The following is a 15,650-nucleotide window of genomic DNA, read 5'->3' as shown; positions in this document are numbered from 1 at the left end:
TGCCTCTCTCGCGATCAGTACGCGTTGCGCCCGATGAAACCCTTGAACAGCGTCATCGCGACGATCTTGATATCGAACCAGAACGACCAGTTGTGAATGTAGAACAGGTCGAACTTGACGCGGCTCTGCATCTTCTCGACTTTCTCGGTCGCGCCGCGATAGCCGTTCACCTGCGCCCAGCCGGTAATGCCCGGCTTGATGCGATAGCGGAACATGTAGCCGTACACGAGATCCTTGTACAGATCGTCGTGCTCGATCGCATGCGGGCGCGGCCCCACCACCGACATATGCCCGAACAGCACGTTGATGAACTGCGGCAGTTCGTCGAGGCTCGTGCGGCGCAGGAAAGCGCCGATTTTCGTCACGCGCGGATCGTTGCGCGTCGCCTGCGTGACATGGCCCTGCGTTTCCTTGTGCACGGCCATCGAACGGAACTTGTAGATGCGGAACGGCCGTCCATCCGCGCCCTTGCGATGCTGCGTGAAGAACACGGGACCGTCAGACGTCGCCTTGATCGCGATGGCGATCGCCACCAGCAGCGGCGACAGCGCCAGCAGCGCGGCGGCCGCGAAACAGCGATCGAACAGCAGCTTGGGCCACATCTGCAGCGTATTGACCGGTGACGTCGTCAGGTTGATGGTTGCAAGCCCGGCGACATCGGTCATCGAATGATTGAAGAGCGAGATGCTGCGCGTGTCCGGAATCAGCCGTAGGTTCACGAAATCATGGCGCAGCGCATGCACGAAGCGATAGATCGTGTGCTCCTGCGACAGCGGCAACGCGAGCCACACTTCGTTGATTTCCTCGGCGCGCACTTTCTCGACGAGTTCGTCGAAGTCGTTCAGCACCGGCAGGCGAGTGGAAGCGCCGAGCCGGCTGCCGACGCCGCTTGCCTGCAATTCTTCATCGCCGGTCGTATCGAGCAGGCAGACGGGCGTGAAGCCCTGTTCCGGCGTGCTGCTCAAATGCGCGAGCAGCGTGCGCGCGAAGCCCTGCGCGCCGACGATCGCCACGGTGCGCTGATTGAAGCCGCGTGAGCGCATCACGCGCAAGCCGAAATGCACGGCGCACTTCGCGAACACGATGAGCGCGCCGGAGATCAGCGTCGAGTAACCGAGCCACAGGCGCGACACCGCATCCATGCGATGCAGCGTGAACGCGAGCAGCAGGGCGCCCGCGACCACGGCCATCCAGGCGAGCGTGACGCGCGCGAGCATCATCGGCAGCGGCTTGCCGCGCCAGGTGTCGTACACGCCAAACGCGGGGAACAGCAGCAACGCGAGCACACTGTTGAACGCGATCAGCAGTTTCTCGACATCGCTGAAATCGAGCGAGGAGAAGCGCATCGAATGCGCGATTACCCCGCCTGCGACGATCAGCGACACGTCGAGACAACGTGCCGTCCAGCCGAACATGTCGTGCGTATTTCTCGTCTGCATCTGCATCGTCAGACGCTGGACGCCGACACGGCTTCCTGCGCACGCAGACGCGGCAGAAGGCGGTCGAACTCGCGCTTCACGAGGCCATAGCACTCGCAGGCGCGCGCTTCGAGGCCTTCGCGATCCACGACCTTGATGCAGCCACGGCTGTGATGGATGAGGCCCGCATCGTGCAGCTTGCCCGCCGCTTCGGTCACGCCTTCGCGACGCACGCCCAGCATGTCGGCGATCAGCTGCTGCGTCACCTGCAGTTCGTTCGACGCCGTGCGGTCGATCTCGATCAACAGCCAGCGGCAGAGCTGCTTGTTGAGCGAGTGATGACGATTACATGCGGCGGTTTGAGCGACCTGCGTGAGCAGGGCTTGCATGTACAGCAGCATCAGGCGACGCAGAAAGTCGGAACGGCCGAACTGCTCACGCAGCGCCTGCGCGCTCATGCGGTACGCAAAGCCCGGGCATTGCACTTGCACGCGCGTCGGCATGGTTTCGCCGCCCGTCAGCACGGGCACACCGGTCATGCCTTCGCGGCCCACTGCGGCGATTTCGACCGAGCCGCCGTCTTCCATCGTATGAAGCAGGGAGATGATGGCCGTCGTCGGAAAGTACACGTGATGGATGCGTTGGCCGGAGTCACAGAGCAGTTGTTCAGTGCGGAGCTGAACGAGTTCGAGATGCGGAGTCAGCGCTTGCCATTCGTGCGCGGGAAGCGCGCCAAGCAGGTGGTTGCCGTGCAGGTCGGACTGGAGGGTCAGCATGATTTTTTCTCTCGTAACTTCGCGCGTTGCGCTTCACTTTTTATACTGGTGTCACCGTTCTCTCGCGCGGCGCTTGCCGCTGCTGAAAACGCCTCACACCAGCCCCGTTAGCAGCCCGTCCTCGCTTGAGTTGGTTTAGTTGTCGCGTCGGTTCGGGTTGCGCGACTGTTTTAGCGAGGACTGTGCCAATCCGGGCAACGTCAATGCTGGTGGGGCCTCATAGTGGGAGCACCCCTCGTGATGCGGCGCAGCGCCGCATTTTTGTTTCAGTCTTGAACATGGGTGGTCTTAAGAATACGAATGCGCCGCCGAGCCTATCGTCAGCGCAATCCCGAGATCCGCAGCCCTGTCGTCGATCATCACCGTGCGATAAGCCTCGCGGCGATCCGCCATCGCTACAGAACACTTACTATCGTAGGGATAAAGAAAATTGATTCATCCATGTTCCATCGGTTTGGTGGCTTAGCGAACGCGTAATCGGGACACGCGATCTTCATCCCCCTCGCAGCCTTGTCATACGGGGCCCACAGCGCGCCCGACGAAACGTCGCGGGATTTTTCCGGAAAACAGCGAACGTTGCGCTGACTGCACGTTTCGAAAAGTGTGTGGGCAACGCCTCGTACGAATGCGCCCAGGCGCACCACGCTGCAGCGTGAAGAGGCCCACACAAGCCTTGCGCGGCCCCCGAATTTCTCATGACAAAAAGGCCGTAGGCGTAAAACGTTTGCGTGGGATAAACGACGCGTCGTGCTTTTTCGACTGACGAGAGTCGTGATGCAAGCGCACAGAAACGTTTCATCGAGGACAATCTTCGCGGTCATTCATCTCATCACGTGCCGATGAAACGCGAATGACACGGTCCGGCTGCACGACGCTACTGTCGGCGCCGCACCGACACGCCGCCTCGATGTGTCGGCGCGGGCGCGTTTCGAATGATCAACAGACGATAGCGGCCAACGGCGGAACGACGCGATCGTAGGCCTCCTGCATCGCGTCGAAGGATGCATCGCAAAGGTCGCGCTTCGAGTGCGAGAGCGCACGAGCAAGACGGCATTGCATGACCATCGCTTCGCTCGCGATTCTGCGCGCGCCGAGATGCGTCGACACGGGAATATCGAAGCCGTGCTCGCGCATCCATTGCAGGTAATGCGCGAGCAGCTCGAAGTTCGCGCCGAGTGGATGCATCACGTTGCATGCATAGAGGCGAGCGTATGCTTCGCCCCGCGCGAGCATGGTATCGACGTGTTCGGGAAATGCAGCGCGCCATCGTTCGATCGGGTTATGCATCGGACGCCGCAGGAGATGCGCGCAAAGCAGATCCGCCGAAACTTCGGCGAGCGCCGTCCCGGCAAGCGGATCACGTACACGCTTTGCGAACTCGACGTGCGGAAAGAGCGCCTGCCCATGCACTGTGCTCGCTGCACCGCCTTGTTCCGCCGCGTGCGCAGGGCTGGTTCTCAGGACGCCGTCGTAATCGTCGTCATCGAGCAGGTGATAGCCCGTGTGATGAAAGTAGCCGAGCCGCTTCGCATCGGGATCGATCACGTCGATACCGATAGTCGTCTTCGCATGTTCCGATCGATACGACGGCGCACGCGTATCAGGCAGAAAGAAGGCGTCCACTTCGACGAGCACGATGTTCCCGCGCCGCGTCTGCACGATCGCGCGTTCTTCGAGCGAATCGAATACGGACAGCTCCTGCACCTGCAGCCCGTATAGCTTCTCGATGTCTTCTTGCGGCAGGCGCGCGAGCGTGAACTGATCGTCTTCGAAATCCTGCGTGACGGTGAAGGCGAGCCCCGCATGCGGGTCGAGTCCGTTGCCGTGAAGAAGCTCGATCCACAGATCGACAGGACCGGCGCCGTCGCGCCAGATGCGCTCGCCGCGATGCAACTCGTGCGCACGATGACGCCGCGCGCGCATGCGTAGCGGGTCCAGTGAAACAACGCGTGAACGACTGACGCTGGAAGTCGTCATAGCGCTGGTATGAAACGCGCTCATGGTGTGACCTCGGGACCGGAGAAGCCGGCAACCGATACCGCGTGCGTTTGGAAGCGCTCGTTGTTTTTACCTGCGTTTTTATCGCGTTCGATGGCGGTATGCATTTTGATTTTCACATGAAGGCGCCTGAAGACGCGAGCGCAATCGGCACACGTGCGCCATCCTTGCGTGATTTTTTTCGCAAGGCATTTCGACGTGTGCGCGCTGAAGCGAGCGACGTCTTTTCCCCGGACGTCTTGTGCGCTTGAGGCCTTATTTGACGGGCCCGCAACGTCGAGCGTCGGTGCGCCCGCGCACTGAAACATTGGCGCGCGGGACTTAACGTTCAATCGTCAACGCCGGGACAACCGGAAAGCAAGGAGAACAAGAATATGAATTGGAAAATCCTGGATTTCGAACAGCTCACTGCGCGCGAGCTTTATCTGATTCTGCGCGCGCGCAGTGCGGTGTTCGTCGTCGAGCAATCGCATGTTCATCTCGATGCAGACGGCCGCGATGAAACCGGCGTGCATATCTTCGCCACCGATGACATGACGCGCCCGATGCCGGTGCTTGCCTACGCCCGCGTTCATGAAGGCGATCTCGAAGATCCCGAAGTCGTGGTGGACAAGATCCTGACAAGCCCTCTGCGTCGTGGCGACGGCACCGCGCACGCGCTCATCGAGCGCGTGCTCGCGGTATGTGCCGAACGCTGGCCCGGCCGTGCCGTGCGTCTGACGGCGCCGGTCAGCCTGCGCGGTTTCTACGAAGCATTCGGCTTCAGAAAAACCGAAGGGCCGTTCCTCGAACATGGCATGCCTTTTATCGGTCTGACGAGAAAGAGCCGTCAAGCGCGCGAAACGATGAACTCGGGCAAACGTCCGATCGGCGCGAACGCATTCGCGAACACCTACGAACTGCTATAACCCGCGCCGGCGCGCGTCGCTCTGCTGCGCGCCATCCGCATTTCCAATCCAGAAGAATAACGAAACACGCGACCGGCCTACTCACGTATGACGGGCACGCGTGCAACCTGCACCCTCATGCGAATAGTTCATCTCGCCAGCCATGCGCAGACGATCGGTAACGGCACCGTCAACATGATGGTGGACCTCGCGTGCATGCAGGCGCGTATGGGGCAAGACGTGGTGGTGGCTTCGTCGGGCGGCGGCTTCGAGCCGCTCTTGCGCCGGCATGGCATCACGCATATTCCGCTTCAGCAGTCGCGTCAGCCGTGGCGTGTGCCGTCGATGATCGCGGGCTTCAACAGACTCATCGATCGTTTCGATCCCGACATCGTTCACGCCCACATGATGACGGGCGCGCTCATTTCGCGTTTCGGCAGCATGCGCCGGCGTTTTGCGCTCGTGACCACGGTGCATCACGAGTTGCAGAAGAGCGCATCGCTGGTGCGCGCGGGGGACCGCATGGTCGCGGTGAGCGACGCCGTCGCGCGCACGCTCGAGGAGCGAGGCATCGGCCGCGAGCGGCTGTCGGTCGTGCTCAACGGCGCGGTAGGCGCGCCGCGCCTCGTGTGCCGGCCGATGGCGCGGCAGGTGCGCCTGAAGCATCCGAACGTCGTGTGCGTCGCGGGGCTGTATCGCCGCAAAGGCATCGCCGATCTGCTCAGGGCGTTTGCGCTCGTGCGCGCGCAGACCGAGGATCAGCGCTCATTCGTGCCGGAGCCGCATCTGTACCTGATCGGCGATGGCCCCGAGCGGGACGCGATGGAAGCGCTCGCCGCCGAGCTCGGCATCGCGCATGCGGTGGAGTTCACGGGCTTCGTCGCGGACCCGCGCCCGTATCTCGCGTGCGCCGATGTTTTCGCGCTCGCATCGCATCAGGACCCGTGTCCGCTCGTGATCGCGGAGGCGCGCGAGGCCGGTTGCGCAATCGTTGCGACGCGCGTGGGCGGTATCCCCGACCTGCTCGACGATGGCGCCGCCGGCGTGCTCGTGCCGCCCGGCGATCCCGCGCAGTTCGCCGCGAAGCTGCGCTGGCTGCTCATCGACTCGCCGGCGCGCGGCCAGTACGCATCGCGCGCGCGGGACGATCTGCAGCGCCTTTCGGTGGAACGCGTCGCGTCCGACTACATGACGGTTTATCAGCAGACGCTGACCGAACGCGCGTCGCTGGATCATCGGTCGATGCGTATCGACACGAGGCGCACGCGTACTTCCGACGGAGCCGCCTGACGTCACGGCGAAAGCGTGCCGGCAATCGTATTCGTCGGGGGAATGTACTAAGCAGTGCAGGATATTCGCTGCAACGCGTCATACAATAGCCGCGCCCAATCGGGCGAGCGTTCGCGTTCGCACAGAAAGCCTACGAGATGCTTGCTCAAATGGGTGTATCAGCGGCCAGCGAAATCGACGGCCGAAAAATAGCGAACGCCAGCGCCGCGCTGCGGCGCCGCCATTCCTCAGTTTTGCTGATGAATGGCGGCACGCGCGCGGCGCAAGCGCAGCTAGGAGAAACAAGCGGACGGACAAGGCAAGCGGCAATGCGGCGGCGCTTCGTGCGAAGGTGAGAGGGATAACCCTGTCAGGAGTCCCCCCGACTGGTTTTCGACGCAACGAAGACGCAACGTATAGCGCGATGATCGAATGCGAAAGCAGTCATCGTGCCTTGCCGCCACGGGACGCGCAACGCGATGCGCACGGACACACACGGCTACGGACAGGCGGAAAGGGGAGAAGCGTAATGGATGAAAACAAAGAGCGATCGCTGGTGGCGAAAGTCATGGACGGACTCGTCTCCGGCATCGTCGAGCAAAAATACGGCGCGATATTGCCGCCGCAGGACATTCTCTCGAAAGAATTCGACGTGAGCCGCACCGTGATGCGCGAGGCGCTCTCGATGCTGCTCGCGCGGCACATGCTGGACGTGCGGCCCAAGACGGGCACCCGCATCCGTCCGATGAGCGACTGGCGTCTCATCGACGAGGACGTGGTGAGCTGGCGTTTTCGCGCCAAGCCGGATCAGACTTTCTTGCGCGATGTAATCGAATTCCGCATGCTGATCGAGCCGCGCGCCGCCGCACTCGCCGCCGCCCGCGCGACGCCCGATGAGATCGCCGGCATCCGCGATGCGTTCGAAGCGCTGTCGCGCCTGCACTTCGGCGAGCCCGAATATCAGGCGGCGGACGAGGTGCTGCATACGCGCATCGTCGCCGCGAGCGGCAATCAGTTCTTCAGGCAAATGACCGCCATCGTGCGCGGCGCGCTGGTCACTGTGAATCCGATCGTCGACGGCATCGAGTCCGTGCGCGAAGCGACGCTTGCGGCGCAGCGAAGCGTCGTCGAAGCGATCGAGGCGAAAGACCCGGCAGCGGCCGAGCGCGCGACGCGAGAACTCGTCGATCTCGCAGCGGAGGAGGTCGGCCGCGCGTTTTCGCTCGAGCGCATGGGCGCGCGCGCGACGCCGCCGGACGTGAACGCTTCCGCAGGCGCCTGACGCCATCGCCCGCGCAATCGCGCCAGGGGCGAACATGCTGTCCGAGCGAAGCCGGGATGCGTCCCGGCTTTGTGCTTTCTGCCACGCGCGCTCCGATACCTTTTCGAGCACGCGTTCAGGCACAATGCCCCGCACGACGAACACATCGCGGAGGCGCGCTTGACGCATACCGACACCAATCTCGAAACGATACGCTGGGGCATCGTGGGCGCGGGACGCATCGCGCGGCGCTTCGCCGACAGTCTGCAACACGTGGAAGGCGCGATGCTCGCGGGCGTGTGGTCGCGGCGCGCAGAAACGGCGCGCGCGCTCGCCGAGCCCTTTGGCGCGCGGGCATTCGATGACTTCGACTCTCTGCTCGCGGGCATCGACGCCCTCTATATCGCGACGATGCAGGACAGTCACCCGCAGTACGCGTTGCGCGCGTTCGAAGCGGGCAAGCCGGTGCTCTGCGAAAAGCCTGCCGCCGTGAACGCGCGCACGCTGCAGCGCATGATCGATGCGGCGCGTGCATCGAAGCTGCTCTTCATGGAAGCGATGAAGCCGCCTTTCTACCCGCTCTATCGACGCTTGCGCGAGCATCTGCAAAAGGATCCGATCGGCGATATCGGTCTCGTGCGCGCGGGCTGCTCGATGGCGAACGTGCCGGCCGATCATCCGTCGTTTTCGCTGGAGGCGGGCGGCGGCGCGCTGCTCGATATCGGCATTTACGAGGCGTTTCTCGCGGTGGACTGGCTCGGCGAGCCGCTCGACGTGCAGACCATCGGCCGGCTAGGCGCGACGGGCGTCGATGTGTTCGCGAGTCTCAACGTGCGTCACGAGCGAGGCATATCGCAGACGTTCTGCGGGCTCGACATCCAGGGGCGCGGCGATGCGCTGATCGGCGGCACGCTCGGCACGGTGACGATTCACGAGAACTGGTGGAATCCGGCGCGCGCGACCATCGCTTATACGGACGGGCGCACGGTCGAACTGGATGAGCCGTTCACGGGCGGCGGCCTCAACTACGAGACCGCGCATTTCTGCGCGCTGCTGCGCGAAGGTGCGATTGAAAGTCCGGTGATGCCGCACGTGATGTCCATGCGCATGATGACGATCATGGACGCCGCGCGGCGTGATCTGGGGGTTCGGTTTCCGTTCGAAACCGATTGAACGAAGGCGGCCTCTCAATGCCGCCCAGGCAACGCGAGACGCCGCTCGAACACGCGCTGCACCACTTCGAGCACACTGCACAGCACCCAATAGACGAACGCCGCCGCGAGATAGAGCGGCAGCGGCTGATACGTCGATGCAATCACCTCCTGCGCGCTTCTCAAGAGTTCCGTGACGGTGATGACCGACACGAGCGACGTATCCTTGATGAGGCTGATGAGGCTGTTCGACAGGCTCGGCACCGCGATGCGCAGCGCCTGCGGCCCGATCACGTAGCGCAGCGTCTGCGTGCGCGACAACCCGAGGCTGTACGCCGCGAGCCATTGCCCGCTGTGGATGCCGAGAATCGCGCCGCGCATGCTTTCGGACAGATACGCCGCGACGTTCGCCGACAGTGCGATCACGCCGGCGGGCGTCGGTTCGAGCGAAATGCCGAGACTCGGCAAGCCGTAATAGATGACGAAGATCTGCACGAGCAAGGGCGTGCCGCGCATGACGCTCACATAGCAGCGCCCGACGGCAACCAGCGCCCGATTGCGGCTGATGCCCATCAACGCCAGCACGACGGCCGCAATGAGGCCGAAGAACATCGAGTAGAGCGCGAACTTGATCGTCAGTAGCGCGCCTTGCGCCAGCACCGGCGCCGATTGGACGAGCAGGGAAGTCGTGGACATGAAAGGGGAAACGTAAGCGGAAAGCGCTCGAATGGCGCACCGGTTGCGCGCAAAGCGCCCATCATAAACCGGACGCCAAAAAGAGAAGGGCGGCACCGCGAAACGATGCCGCCCACCACCGATGCCGACCAGGCCGCGATTACTTCGCCGGCTTGGTCACGTCGATGCCGAACCACTTGTCCGAGATCTTCGCGAAGGTGCCGTCCTTTTCGAGCTGGGCCATCGCGTCGTCGATCGCCTTCGCGAACTTCGGATTGCCCTTCTTGAACGGAATGCCCGACGGGTTGCCCGCGCCGACGCTCGCGCCCGTGCGCAGCGGCAATTGCGAGTTCTTCAGCAGATACGCGAGCATCAGGCGGTCGTTGAGCGCCGCGTCCAGACGCCCCGCAGCGAGATCGCGCAGATATTCCGGCGCGCCCGGATACGTCTTCACGTCGATGCCCGGCACCGACTTCGCCATGTCCATGTAGTTCGTGCCGAGGCCGACGCCGAGCTTCTTGCCCTTCAACTCCTCGAGCGACTTGAACTCGCGCTTGTCGTCGGCGCGCTGGATCAGCTGCGCGTTCGAGTACGTGTACGCCGGCGAGAAGTCGAGCGTTTCCTTGCGCTTGTCGGTGATGCCGACCTGGTTGACGATCACGTCGAACTTGCCCGCCTGCAGGCCCGCGATGATGCCGCTCCATTCCGTCGTGACGAATTCCGGCTTCACGCCAAGCTTGGCGGCGACCGCCTTCGCGATGTCCACGTCGTAACCGACGAGCTCGCCCGACGGCGCTTTCGAGTTGAACGGCGGGAACGTGCCTTCCAGACCGACGCGCAGCGTGCCGCGCTGCTTGACCTGATCGAGCAGGTCCTCGGCGTGCGCGGCCGTGGCGACGGCGGTGAAGGATGCGCCGATCAGGCTGGCGGCGACGAGCTTCTTGAGCGTGGACAGTTTCATCGTATTGTTTTTCCTGGTGTTGACTAGGGCGCGGCGCGCGTCTCTCGCGTCACGCCCGATAGGTGCGGCATCATAGAGAATAGGCAAGCCGCGCGTCATATCGTTTGCTTATGTCGATATTCCCTGAGCGAGCGCCTCGACGCATTCCGTCACCAGCGCCGGCCCGCGATAGATCAGCCCCGTATAAATCTGCACGAGCGATGCGCCCGCCGCGAGCTTCGCGCGTGCATCCGCGCCCGAGAAGATCCCGCCCACGCCGATGATCGGCACATCCGCGCCCATTTCCGCGCGCAACTTGCAGATCACCTCATTCGATGCATCGAACACCGGACGCCCGGACAGGCCGCCCGCTTCGTCGGCGTGCGGCATGCCGGCGACAGCCGTGCGCGAAAGCGTCGTGTTGGTCGCGATCACGCCGTCGATGCCATGCGTGAGCACGGTGCCGGCGATCGACTTGATCTGCTCGTCGTCGAGATCGGGTGCGATCTTGAGCGCGAGCGGCACGAGCTTGCCGTGCAGGTCGGACAGGCGCTGCTGCTTGTCCTTCAGCGCGCCGAGGAGGGCGTCGAGCTCGCCCGCGCCCTGCAACTGGCGCAGGTTCTTCGTGTTCGGCGACGAAATGTTGATCGTCACATAGCTCGCGAACGGATACACGCGTTCGAGGCAATAGAGATAGTCCTCGGCGGCGCGCTCGATCGGCGTATCGGCGTTCTTGCCGATGTTGAGCCCGAGGATGCCGCGATACCGCGCGGCCTGCACGTTGGCGACGAACTGATCGACGCCGCCGTTGTTGAAGCCCATCCGGTTGATGAGCGCGTTCGCCTCCGGCAGCCGGAAAATGCGCGGACGCGGATTGCCTGCTTGCGCGCGCGGCGTGACCGTGCCCACTTCGATGAAGCCGAAGCCGAGCGCCGCCAGCCCGTCGATGCACGCGCCGTCCTTATCGAGACCCGCAGCGAGCCCGACCGGATTTCGGAACGTGAGGCCCATCACCGTGCGGAGCGAGTCGGGGCCGTGTTTGCCGAGGATGCCGGCGAGCCCGGTGCGGCCGGCCGCGCGAAGCATGCGCAGCGTCAGGTGATGCGCGTCTTCCGCGTCCATGCGAAAGAGGTGCGAACGCGCGAGCGGGTAGAGAGAACTGAACACGAAGTGAAAGCCGGCGACGGCGATTTTTTTTAAGACCGCTATTTTAGCGGCTTTGGCGCGCCTGCCGGACTGCTGGAAACGCTGCCGCTATTTGGGCTGGCCCGGACCGTTCATGCGCCCGGGCATCGGCAGCGCACCGGCCGAATGCGTCGACGTGGGATCGAGCAGCGACCAGTGGCCGTCGATCAGTCCTTCGAGCGGCCGGAAGTTGGCCTTGTACGCCATCTTCTCGCTTTCGCGAATCCAGTAGCCCAGATAGACGTGCGGCAAGTCGAGGCTTTTCGCCTGCTCGATCTGCCAGAGGATGTTGAACGTGCCGAAGCTCGTCTTCGGCATGTCCGGTTCGAAGAACGTATAGACCGATGAGAGCCCGTCGCCGAGGATATCGATCATGCTGATCATGCGCAGCGCGCCCGGCGTATCCGGCTGCTCCGGCGACGGCCGCTCGCGGAATTCGACGAGCCGCGAGTTGATCCGGCTCTGCAGCAGGAACTGCTCGTACTGGTCGCGGCTGTCGCGGTCCATGCCGCCGCCCGCGTGCCGCGCCGACTGATAGCGCATATAAAGCGCGTAATGTTCTTCGTCGTAGTGCAGCGGCGCGACGCTCGCGACGAGATCGCCGTGCAGCTTCCAGACGCGCCGCTGCGCACGGTTCGGCACGAAGCGCCCGACCGGCACGCGCACCGGCACACAGGCCCGGCAGCCGTCGCAGTACGGCCGATAGGTGAAGACGCCGGAGCGCCGGAAACCGGCCTTGACCAGTTCCGTGTAGACATCGGAGTTGATGAGATGGCTCGGCGTCGCGACCTGGGAGCGCGCGACGCGCCCTTCCAGATAACTGCAAGGGTAGGGCGCTGTTGCATAGAATTGCAGCGCGGAAAGCGGTGACAGCGGCAGCTCGTTCGGATGTGTCACGTTGGCGGCTCTCGCAGGCGTCGTCTCTCGTGGCCGGCATCGCGGGCTTTTAGGCAAGCGGTGCCTGGCTAATCGGGCTTGTCGTCAGTAGTGCGTCGCACACTCGTTGCAAGGGTCGCGCCTGGCGGGATGCCGTGCGCTGAAGGCGTCAGCGCGCGGGCGTCTCGATGAGACCGGCGAGGACGGATTTGTCGAAGCGCCAGGGAATGGGCGGTTCGGCGACAGCCTTGCGCAGATGCGCGACGAACGCGCGGCGGGCAATCTCGCGGCCGCCCAGTGACGCCAGATGCGACGTGTTCTGCTGACAGTCTATCATCTCTATTTCGTGGCGGCGCAAGTGTCCGACGAGTGCGGCGAGCGCAATTTTCGACGCATCCGTGCGGTGCGCGAACATGGATTCCCCGAAGAACATTCTTCCGAACGAGACGCCGTACAGCCCGCCGACGCGCACGCCGTCGAACCACGTCTCCACGCTATGCGCCTTTCCCGCGCGGTGCAGCGTCGTGTAGGCGTCCACGATATCCGCCGTGATCCATGTGCCGCGCTGGCCCTCGCGCGGAGTTTGCGCGCACGCGCGCATGACGGCGGGGAAATCGTCGTCGACGCGCACTTCCCAGAGCGGATCGCGCAGGACGTGCTTCAGTGTCTTGCGCAGCGAATGCGACACCTTGAACTCCGCGGGCAAGAGCACCATGCGCGGATCGGGGCTCCACCAGAGCACCGGCTGGCCGTCCGAATACCAGGGAAAGATGCCGCGCCCGTAAGCGTCGACGAGGCGCGCCGGCAGCAGATCCGCGCTCGCGGCGAGCAGCCCCGGCGCACCGCTCGATGCGCCGAGCGCCCGCTCGACGGGCGGGAACGGATCGTCAAATGCGAGCCAGGGGACCATGATCGTCGGGCGGGCCGGATTCAGCCTTCGCGCAAGGTGCGGAAGATATCGCCCGTATGCAGGGTGAAATTGCCGGCGGCGCGGTCCGCGAAGAAGAAGCGCAGCGTCTGCCCGACTGTCGGGAACGCGATTTCGTCCCACGGAATCTCGTTTTCCTCGAAAAGACGCACTTCGAGACTTTCCTCGCCGGCATCGACTTCGATGTCGAGCAGCCGCGCGAGATAGAACAGATGCACCTGATGCACGTGCGGCACGTTGAGCAGCGTGAAGAGGCTCTGAATCTCGACGCGCGCGCCGGCTTCCTCCAGCGTTTCGCGCGCCGCGCCCTCGCTCGTCGTCTCCTCCATTTCCATGAAGCCCGCGGGCAGTGTCCAGTACCCGTAACGCGGCTCGATCGCGCGGCGGCAAAGCAGCACCTTGTCGTCCCACACCGGCACCGTGCCCACGACGTTGCGCGGATTCTGGTAGTGGACGGTGCCGCAACTGCCGCAGACATAGCGCTCGCGGTTGTCGCCGGGCGGAATGCTCAGGCCGACCTCATGGCCGCAGACGGAACAGAATTTCATGGAAATGGATGGCGGGAAGTGTGGTGCGAGTGTATCACCGGGGCGGGGCGGCTTTGGCGCGTGACGGCGGTTCGCTTCTGTCTTGTCGATGCTTCGCTCGCGCGGGCGGAGCCGGCCGCCTACTCGCTACAATAGTTGCCTATAACCTGCCGTCCCTCTACACGAGCGCCTCGCGCGCCCCCAAGCGAACCATGTCATCACAGCCCCGTCCTCCGCTGCTCGCCACCGCCGACGCCCTCGGCCTCCTGCTCGACGCCGCGCGCCGGGTGGATGGCGTCGAGCGCATCGACACGCTCGACGCGCTCGGCCGCGTGCTCGCCGCCGACGTGATCTCCCCGCTCGATGTCCCGCCGATGCACACCAGCTCGATGGACGGCTATGCGGTCCGCGCCGCCGATCTCGCCGCCGCCAGCGACGCCGCGCCGGTCACGCTGCCCGTGTCGCAACGCGTCCCGGCCGGTCACACGGCCGAGCCGCTCGCGGCGGGCACGGCGGCGCGCATTTTCACGGGCGCGACGGTGCCGCCGGGCGCCGATGCGGTCGTGATGCAGGAAATGGCGCGCGTATCGGATGACGGTGCTGTCGCCTTCATGCAAGCGCCCGAGGCGGGCGAGTGGATCACGCGGCAGGGCGCGGATATCCGGCACGGCTCGGTCATCCTGCCGTCGGGCACGCAATTGACCGCGCAGGCGCTGGGGCTCGCCGCATCTGTCGGGTGCGCGTCGCTCGACGTCGTGCGCCCGGTGCGCGTCGCGATCTTCTTCACCGGCAACGAACTGCGCATGCCCGGGGAGCCGCTCACGCCCGGCGCGATCTACAACTCGAACCGCTTCACGCTGCGCGCGCTGCTTGCGAAGCTCGGCTGCGACGTGACGGATTTCGGCATCGTTCCCGATCGCCTCGACGCGACCCGCGATACCCTGCGCCGCGCCGCGCTCGAACACGATCTGATACTGACGTGCGGCGGCGTGTCGGTCGGCGAGGAAGATCACGTGAAGCCCGCGGTCGAGGCCGAAGGCCGCATCGCCATGTGGCAGATCGCGATGAAGCCGGGCAAGCCGCTCGCGTTTGGCGCGGTGCGGCGCGGCCAGGCGGGTGAATCGGGGCGGCCGGACGAGGCGTATTTCATCGGCTTGCCGGGCAATCCGGTATCGAGCTTCTGCACGTTTCTGCTCTTCGTGCGGCCGTTCATTCTTCGGCTCGCGGGCGTGGCGAACGTCGCGCCGCGCGTGCATACGATGCGCGCCGACTTCACGCAGAAGAAGGCCGACCGGCGCAATGAATTCCTGCGCGCGCGCGTGAACGAAACGGGCGGGCTGGACGTGTTTCCGAACCAGAGTTCGGCGGTGTTGACATCGACGGTATGGGGCGACGGAATCATCGATAATCCGCCGAATCACGCGATTCAAGCAGGTGAAATGGTGCGCTTCATTCCGTTCTCTGAACTGATGCGCTAATCGAGGGTGAAGGACCCGCGTAAATGAAAGTCGAACTGAGATTTTTTGCGAGTGTGCGCGAGGCGCTGGGCGTCGCGAACGAGACGGTGAGCGTGCCGGACACGGTCGTCAATGTCGGCGATGTGCGCGCCTGGCTGCGCATGCGCGGCGGCGCATGGGCCGAGACGCTCGCGGAAGGCCGCGCGCTGCGCATGGCGTGCAATCACGTGATGACGAACGCCTCGCAGCGCATCACCGAGGGCTGCGAAGTCGCGTTCTTTCCGCCGGTCACGGGTGGCTGA

The 15,650-nt window shown here is 64.2% G+C and carries 15 protein-coding genes; 6 read left to right on the top strand and 9 right to left on the bottom strand.

Annotated features, from left to right (window positions below):
* Window positions 1-14 precede the first annotated feature (14 nt).
* The 3 genes from P9255_RS27125 to P9255_RS27115 all read right to left on the bottom strand — a co-directional run bounded on the left by P9255_RS27125 (window position 15) and on the right by P9255_RS27115 (window position 4,117).
* Window positions 15-1,415 carry an undecaprenyl-phosphate glucose phosphotransferase gene (locus P9255_RS27125; RefSeq protein WP_309765446.1) on the bottom strand — a complete coding sequence of 467 codons (1,401 nt, stop codon included), beginning with the start codon at window positions 1,413-1,415 and terminating at the stop codon, window positions 15-17.
* A gap of 32 nt (window positions 1,416-1,447) precedes the next feature.
* The gene (locus P9255_RS27120) at window positions 1,448-2,194 is read right to left on the bottom strand and encodes a Crp/Fnr family transcriptional regulator (protein WP_040050175.1); all 747 of its coding nucleotides are present in this window, start codon (window positions 2,192-2,194) and stop codon (window positions 1,448-1,450) included.
* Window positions 2,195-3,130: 936 nt separating this feature from the next.
* Window positions 3,131-4,117, bottom strand: a complete 987-nt coding sequence (locus P9255_RS27115) for a DUF1839 family protein (RefSeq protein ID WP_309790728.1) — start codon at window positions 4,115-4,117, stop codon at window positions 3,131-3,133.
* 449 nt (window positions 4,118-4,566) lie between these two features.
* Between P9255_RS27115 and P9255_RS27110 the strand changes: the two genes are divergently transcribed.
* The 4 genes from P9255_RS27110 (at window position 4,567) to P9255_RS27095 (ending at window position 8,782) form a co-directional block, all read left to right on the top strand.
* On the top strand, window positions 4,567-5,100 hold the full coding sequence (locus tag P9255_RS27110) for a GNAT family N-acetyltransferase (RefSeq protein WP_309790727.1): 534 nt from the start codon (window positions 4,567-4,569) through the stop codon (window positions 5,098-5,100).
* Window positions 5,101-5,217: 117 nt separating this feature from the next.
* The gene (locus P9255_RS27105; protein WP_309790726.1) at window positions 5,218-6,369 is read left to right on the top strand and encodes a glycosyltransferase family 4 protein; all 1,152 of its coding nucleotides are present in this window, start codon (window positions 5,218-5,220) and stop codon (window positions 6,367-6,369) included.
* A gap of 508 nt (window positions 6,370-6,877) precedes the next feature.
* Complete coding sequence (locus P9255_RS27100; RefSeq protein WP_309764686.1) at window positions 6,878-7,630, top strand: FCD domain-containing protein; 753 nt, start codon at window positions 6,878-6,880, stop codon at window positions 7,628-7,630.
* A 159-nt stretch (window positions 7,631-7,789) separates the two neighbouring features.
* Complete coding sequence (locus P9255_RS27095) at window positions 7,790-8,782, top strand: Gfo/Idh/MocA family oxidoreductase (protein ID WP_309790725.1); 993 nt, start codon at window positions 7,790-7,792, stop codon at window positions 8,780-8,782.
* A gap of 14 nt (window positions 8,783-8,796) precedes the next feature.
* Here the strand turns inward: P9255_RS27095 and P9255_RS27090 are convergent, their stop codons facing one another.
* The 6 genes from P9255_RS27090 to P9255_RS27065 all read right to left on the bottom strand — a co-directional run bounded on the left by P9255_RS27090 (window position 8,797) and on the right by P9255_RS27065 (window position 13,912).
* A complete protein-coding gene (locus P9255_RS27090; RefSeq protein WP_309764688.1) occupies window positions 8,797-9,456 on the bottom strand; it encodes an amino acid ABC transporter permease in 660 nt (219 codons plus the stop codon).
* A gap of 139 nt (window positions 9,457-9,595) precedes the next feature.
* Window positions 9,596-10,396 (bottom strand): cystine ABC transporter substrate-binding protein, encoded by an 801-nt coding sequence (locus tag P9255_RS27085; RefSeq protein WP_309764689.1) that lies wholly within the window; start codon window positions 10,394-10,396, stop codon window positions 9,596-9,598.
* Window positions 10,397-10,504: 108 nt separating this feature from the next.
* Window positions 10,505-11,542 carry a quinone-dependent dihydroorotate dehydrogenase gene (locus tag P9255_RS27080; RefSeq protein WP_309790724.1) on the bottom strand — a complete coding sequence of 346 codons (1,038 nt, stop codon included), beginning with the start codon at window positions 11,540-11,542 and terminating at the stop codon, window positions 10,505-10,507.
* An 87-nt stretch (window positions 11,543-11,629) separates the two neighbouring features.
* Window positions 11,630-12,457, bottom strand: a complete 828-nt coding sequence (locus P9255_RS27075; protein ID WP_309764690.1) for an arginyltransferase — start codon at window positions 12,455-12,457, stop codon at window positions 11,630-11,632.
* A gap of 148 nt (window positions 12,458-12,605) precedes the next feature.
* On the bottom strand, window positions 12,606-13,346 hold the full coding sequence (gene aat, locus P9255_RS27070; RefSeq protein WP_309790723.1) for a leucyl/phenylalanyl-tRNA--protein transferase: 741 nt from the start codon (window positions 13,344-13,346) through the stop codon (window positions 12,606-12,608).
* A 20-nt stretch (window positions 13,347-13,366) separates the two neighbouring features.
* Complete coding sequence (locus P9255_RS27065; protein WP_309764692.1) at window positions 13,367-13,912, bottom strand: NUDIX hydrolase; 546 nt, start codon at window positions 13,910-13,912, stop codon at window positions 13,367-13,369.
* A 215-nt stretch (window positions 13,913-14,127) separates the two neighbouring features.
* Between P9255_RS27065 and glp the strand changes: the two genes are divergently transcribed.
* Together glp and moaD are read left to right on the top strand one after the other, a co-directional pair.
* Entirely contained in the window at window positions 14,128-15,369 is a 1,242-nt protein-coding gene (gene glp / locus P9255_RS27060; RefSeq protein WP_404980458.1) for a gephyrin-like molybdotransferase Glp, read from the top strand.
* A 23-nt stretch (window positions 15,370-15,392) separates the two neighbouring features.
* Window positions 15,393-15,650: a molybdopterin converting factor subunit 1 gene (gene moaD, locus P9255_RS27055; RefSeq protein ID WP_309764694.1), complete on the top strand. Its 258-nt coding sequence runs from the start codon at window positions 15,393-15,395 to the stop codon at window positions 15,648-15,650.

It is taken from the genome of Caballeronia sp. LZ019 (assembly GCF_031450825.1).
GTDB lineage: Bacteria > Pseudomonadota > Gammaproteobacteria > Burkholderiales > Burkholderiaceae > Caballeronia.
Note: the sequence above shows the minus strand (reverse complement) of the source record. Positions and strands in the feature narration are given on the sequence as shown.

Excerpts from the sequence above, each read along its gene's own strand:
- P9255_RS27125 (WP_309765446.1), bottom strand. The coding sequence starts at position 1,415 with ATGTTCGGCTGGACGGCACGTTGTCTCGACGTGTCGCTGATCGTCGCA.
- P9255_RS27120 (WP_040050175.1), bottom strand. The coding sequence starts at position 2,194 with ATGCTGACCCTCCAGTCCGACCTGCACGGCAACCACCTGCTTGGCGCG.
- P9255_RS27115 (WP_309790728.1), bottom strand. The coding sequence starts at position 4,117 with ATGCGCGCGCGGCGTCATCGTGCGCACGAGTTGCATCGCGGCGAGCGC.
- P9255_RS27110 (WP_309790727.1), top strand. The coding sequence starts at position 4,567 with ATGAATTGGAAAATCCTGGATTTCGAACAGCTCACTGCGCGCGAGCTT.
- P9255_RS27105 (WP_309790726.1), top strand. The coding sequence starts at position 5,218 with ATGCGAATAGTTCATCTCGCCAGCCATGCGCAGACGATCGGTAACGGC.
- P9255_RS27100 (WP_309764686.1), top strand. The coding sequence starts at position 6,878 with ATGGATGAAAACAAAGAGCGATCGCTGGTGGCGAAAGTCATGGACGGA.
- P9255_RS27090 (WP_309764688.1), bottom strand. The coding sequence starts at position 9,456 with ATGTCCACGACTTCCCTGCTCGTCCAATCGGCGCCGGTGCTGGCGCAA.
- P9255_RS27085 (WP_309764689.1), bottom strand. The coding sequence starts at position 10,396 with ATGAAACTGTCCACGCTCAAGAAGCTCGTCGCCGCCAGCCTGATCGGC.
- aat (WP_309790723.1), bottom strand. The coding sequence starts at position 13,346 with ATGGTCCCCTGGCTCGCATTTGACGATCCGTTCCCGCCCGTCGAGCGG.
- P9255_RS27065 (WP_309764692.1), bottom strand. The coding sequence starts at position 13,912 with ATGAAATTCTGTTCCGTCTGCGGCCATGAGGTCGGCCTGAGCATTCCG.
- moaD (WP_309764694.1), top strand. The coding sequence starts at position 15,393 with ATGAAAGTCGAACTGAGATTTTTTGCGAGTGTGCGCGAGGCGCTGGGC.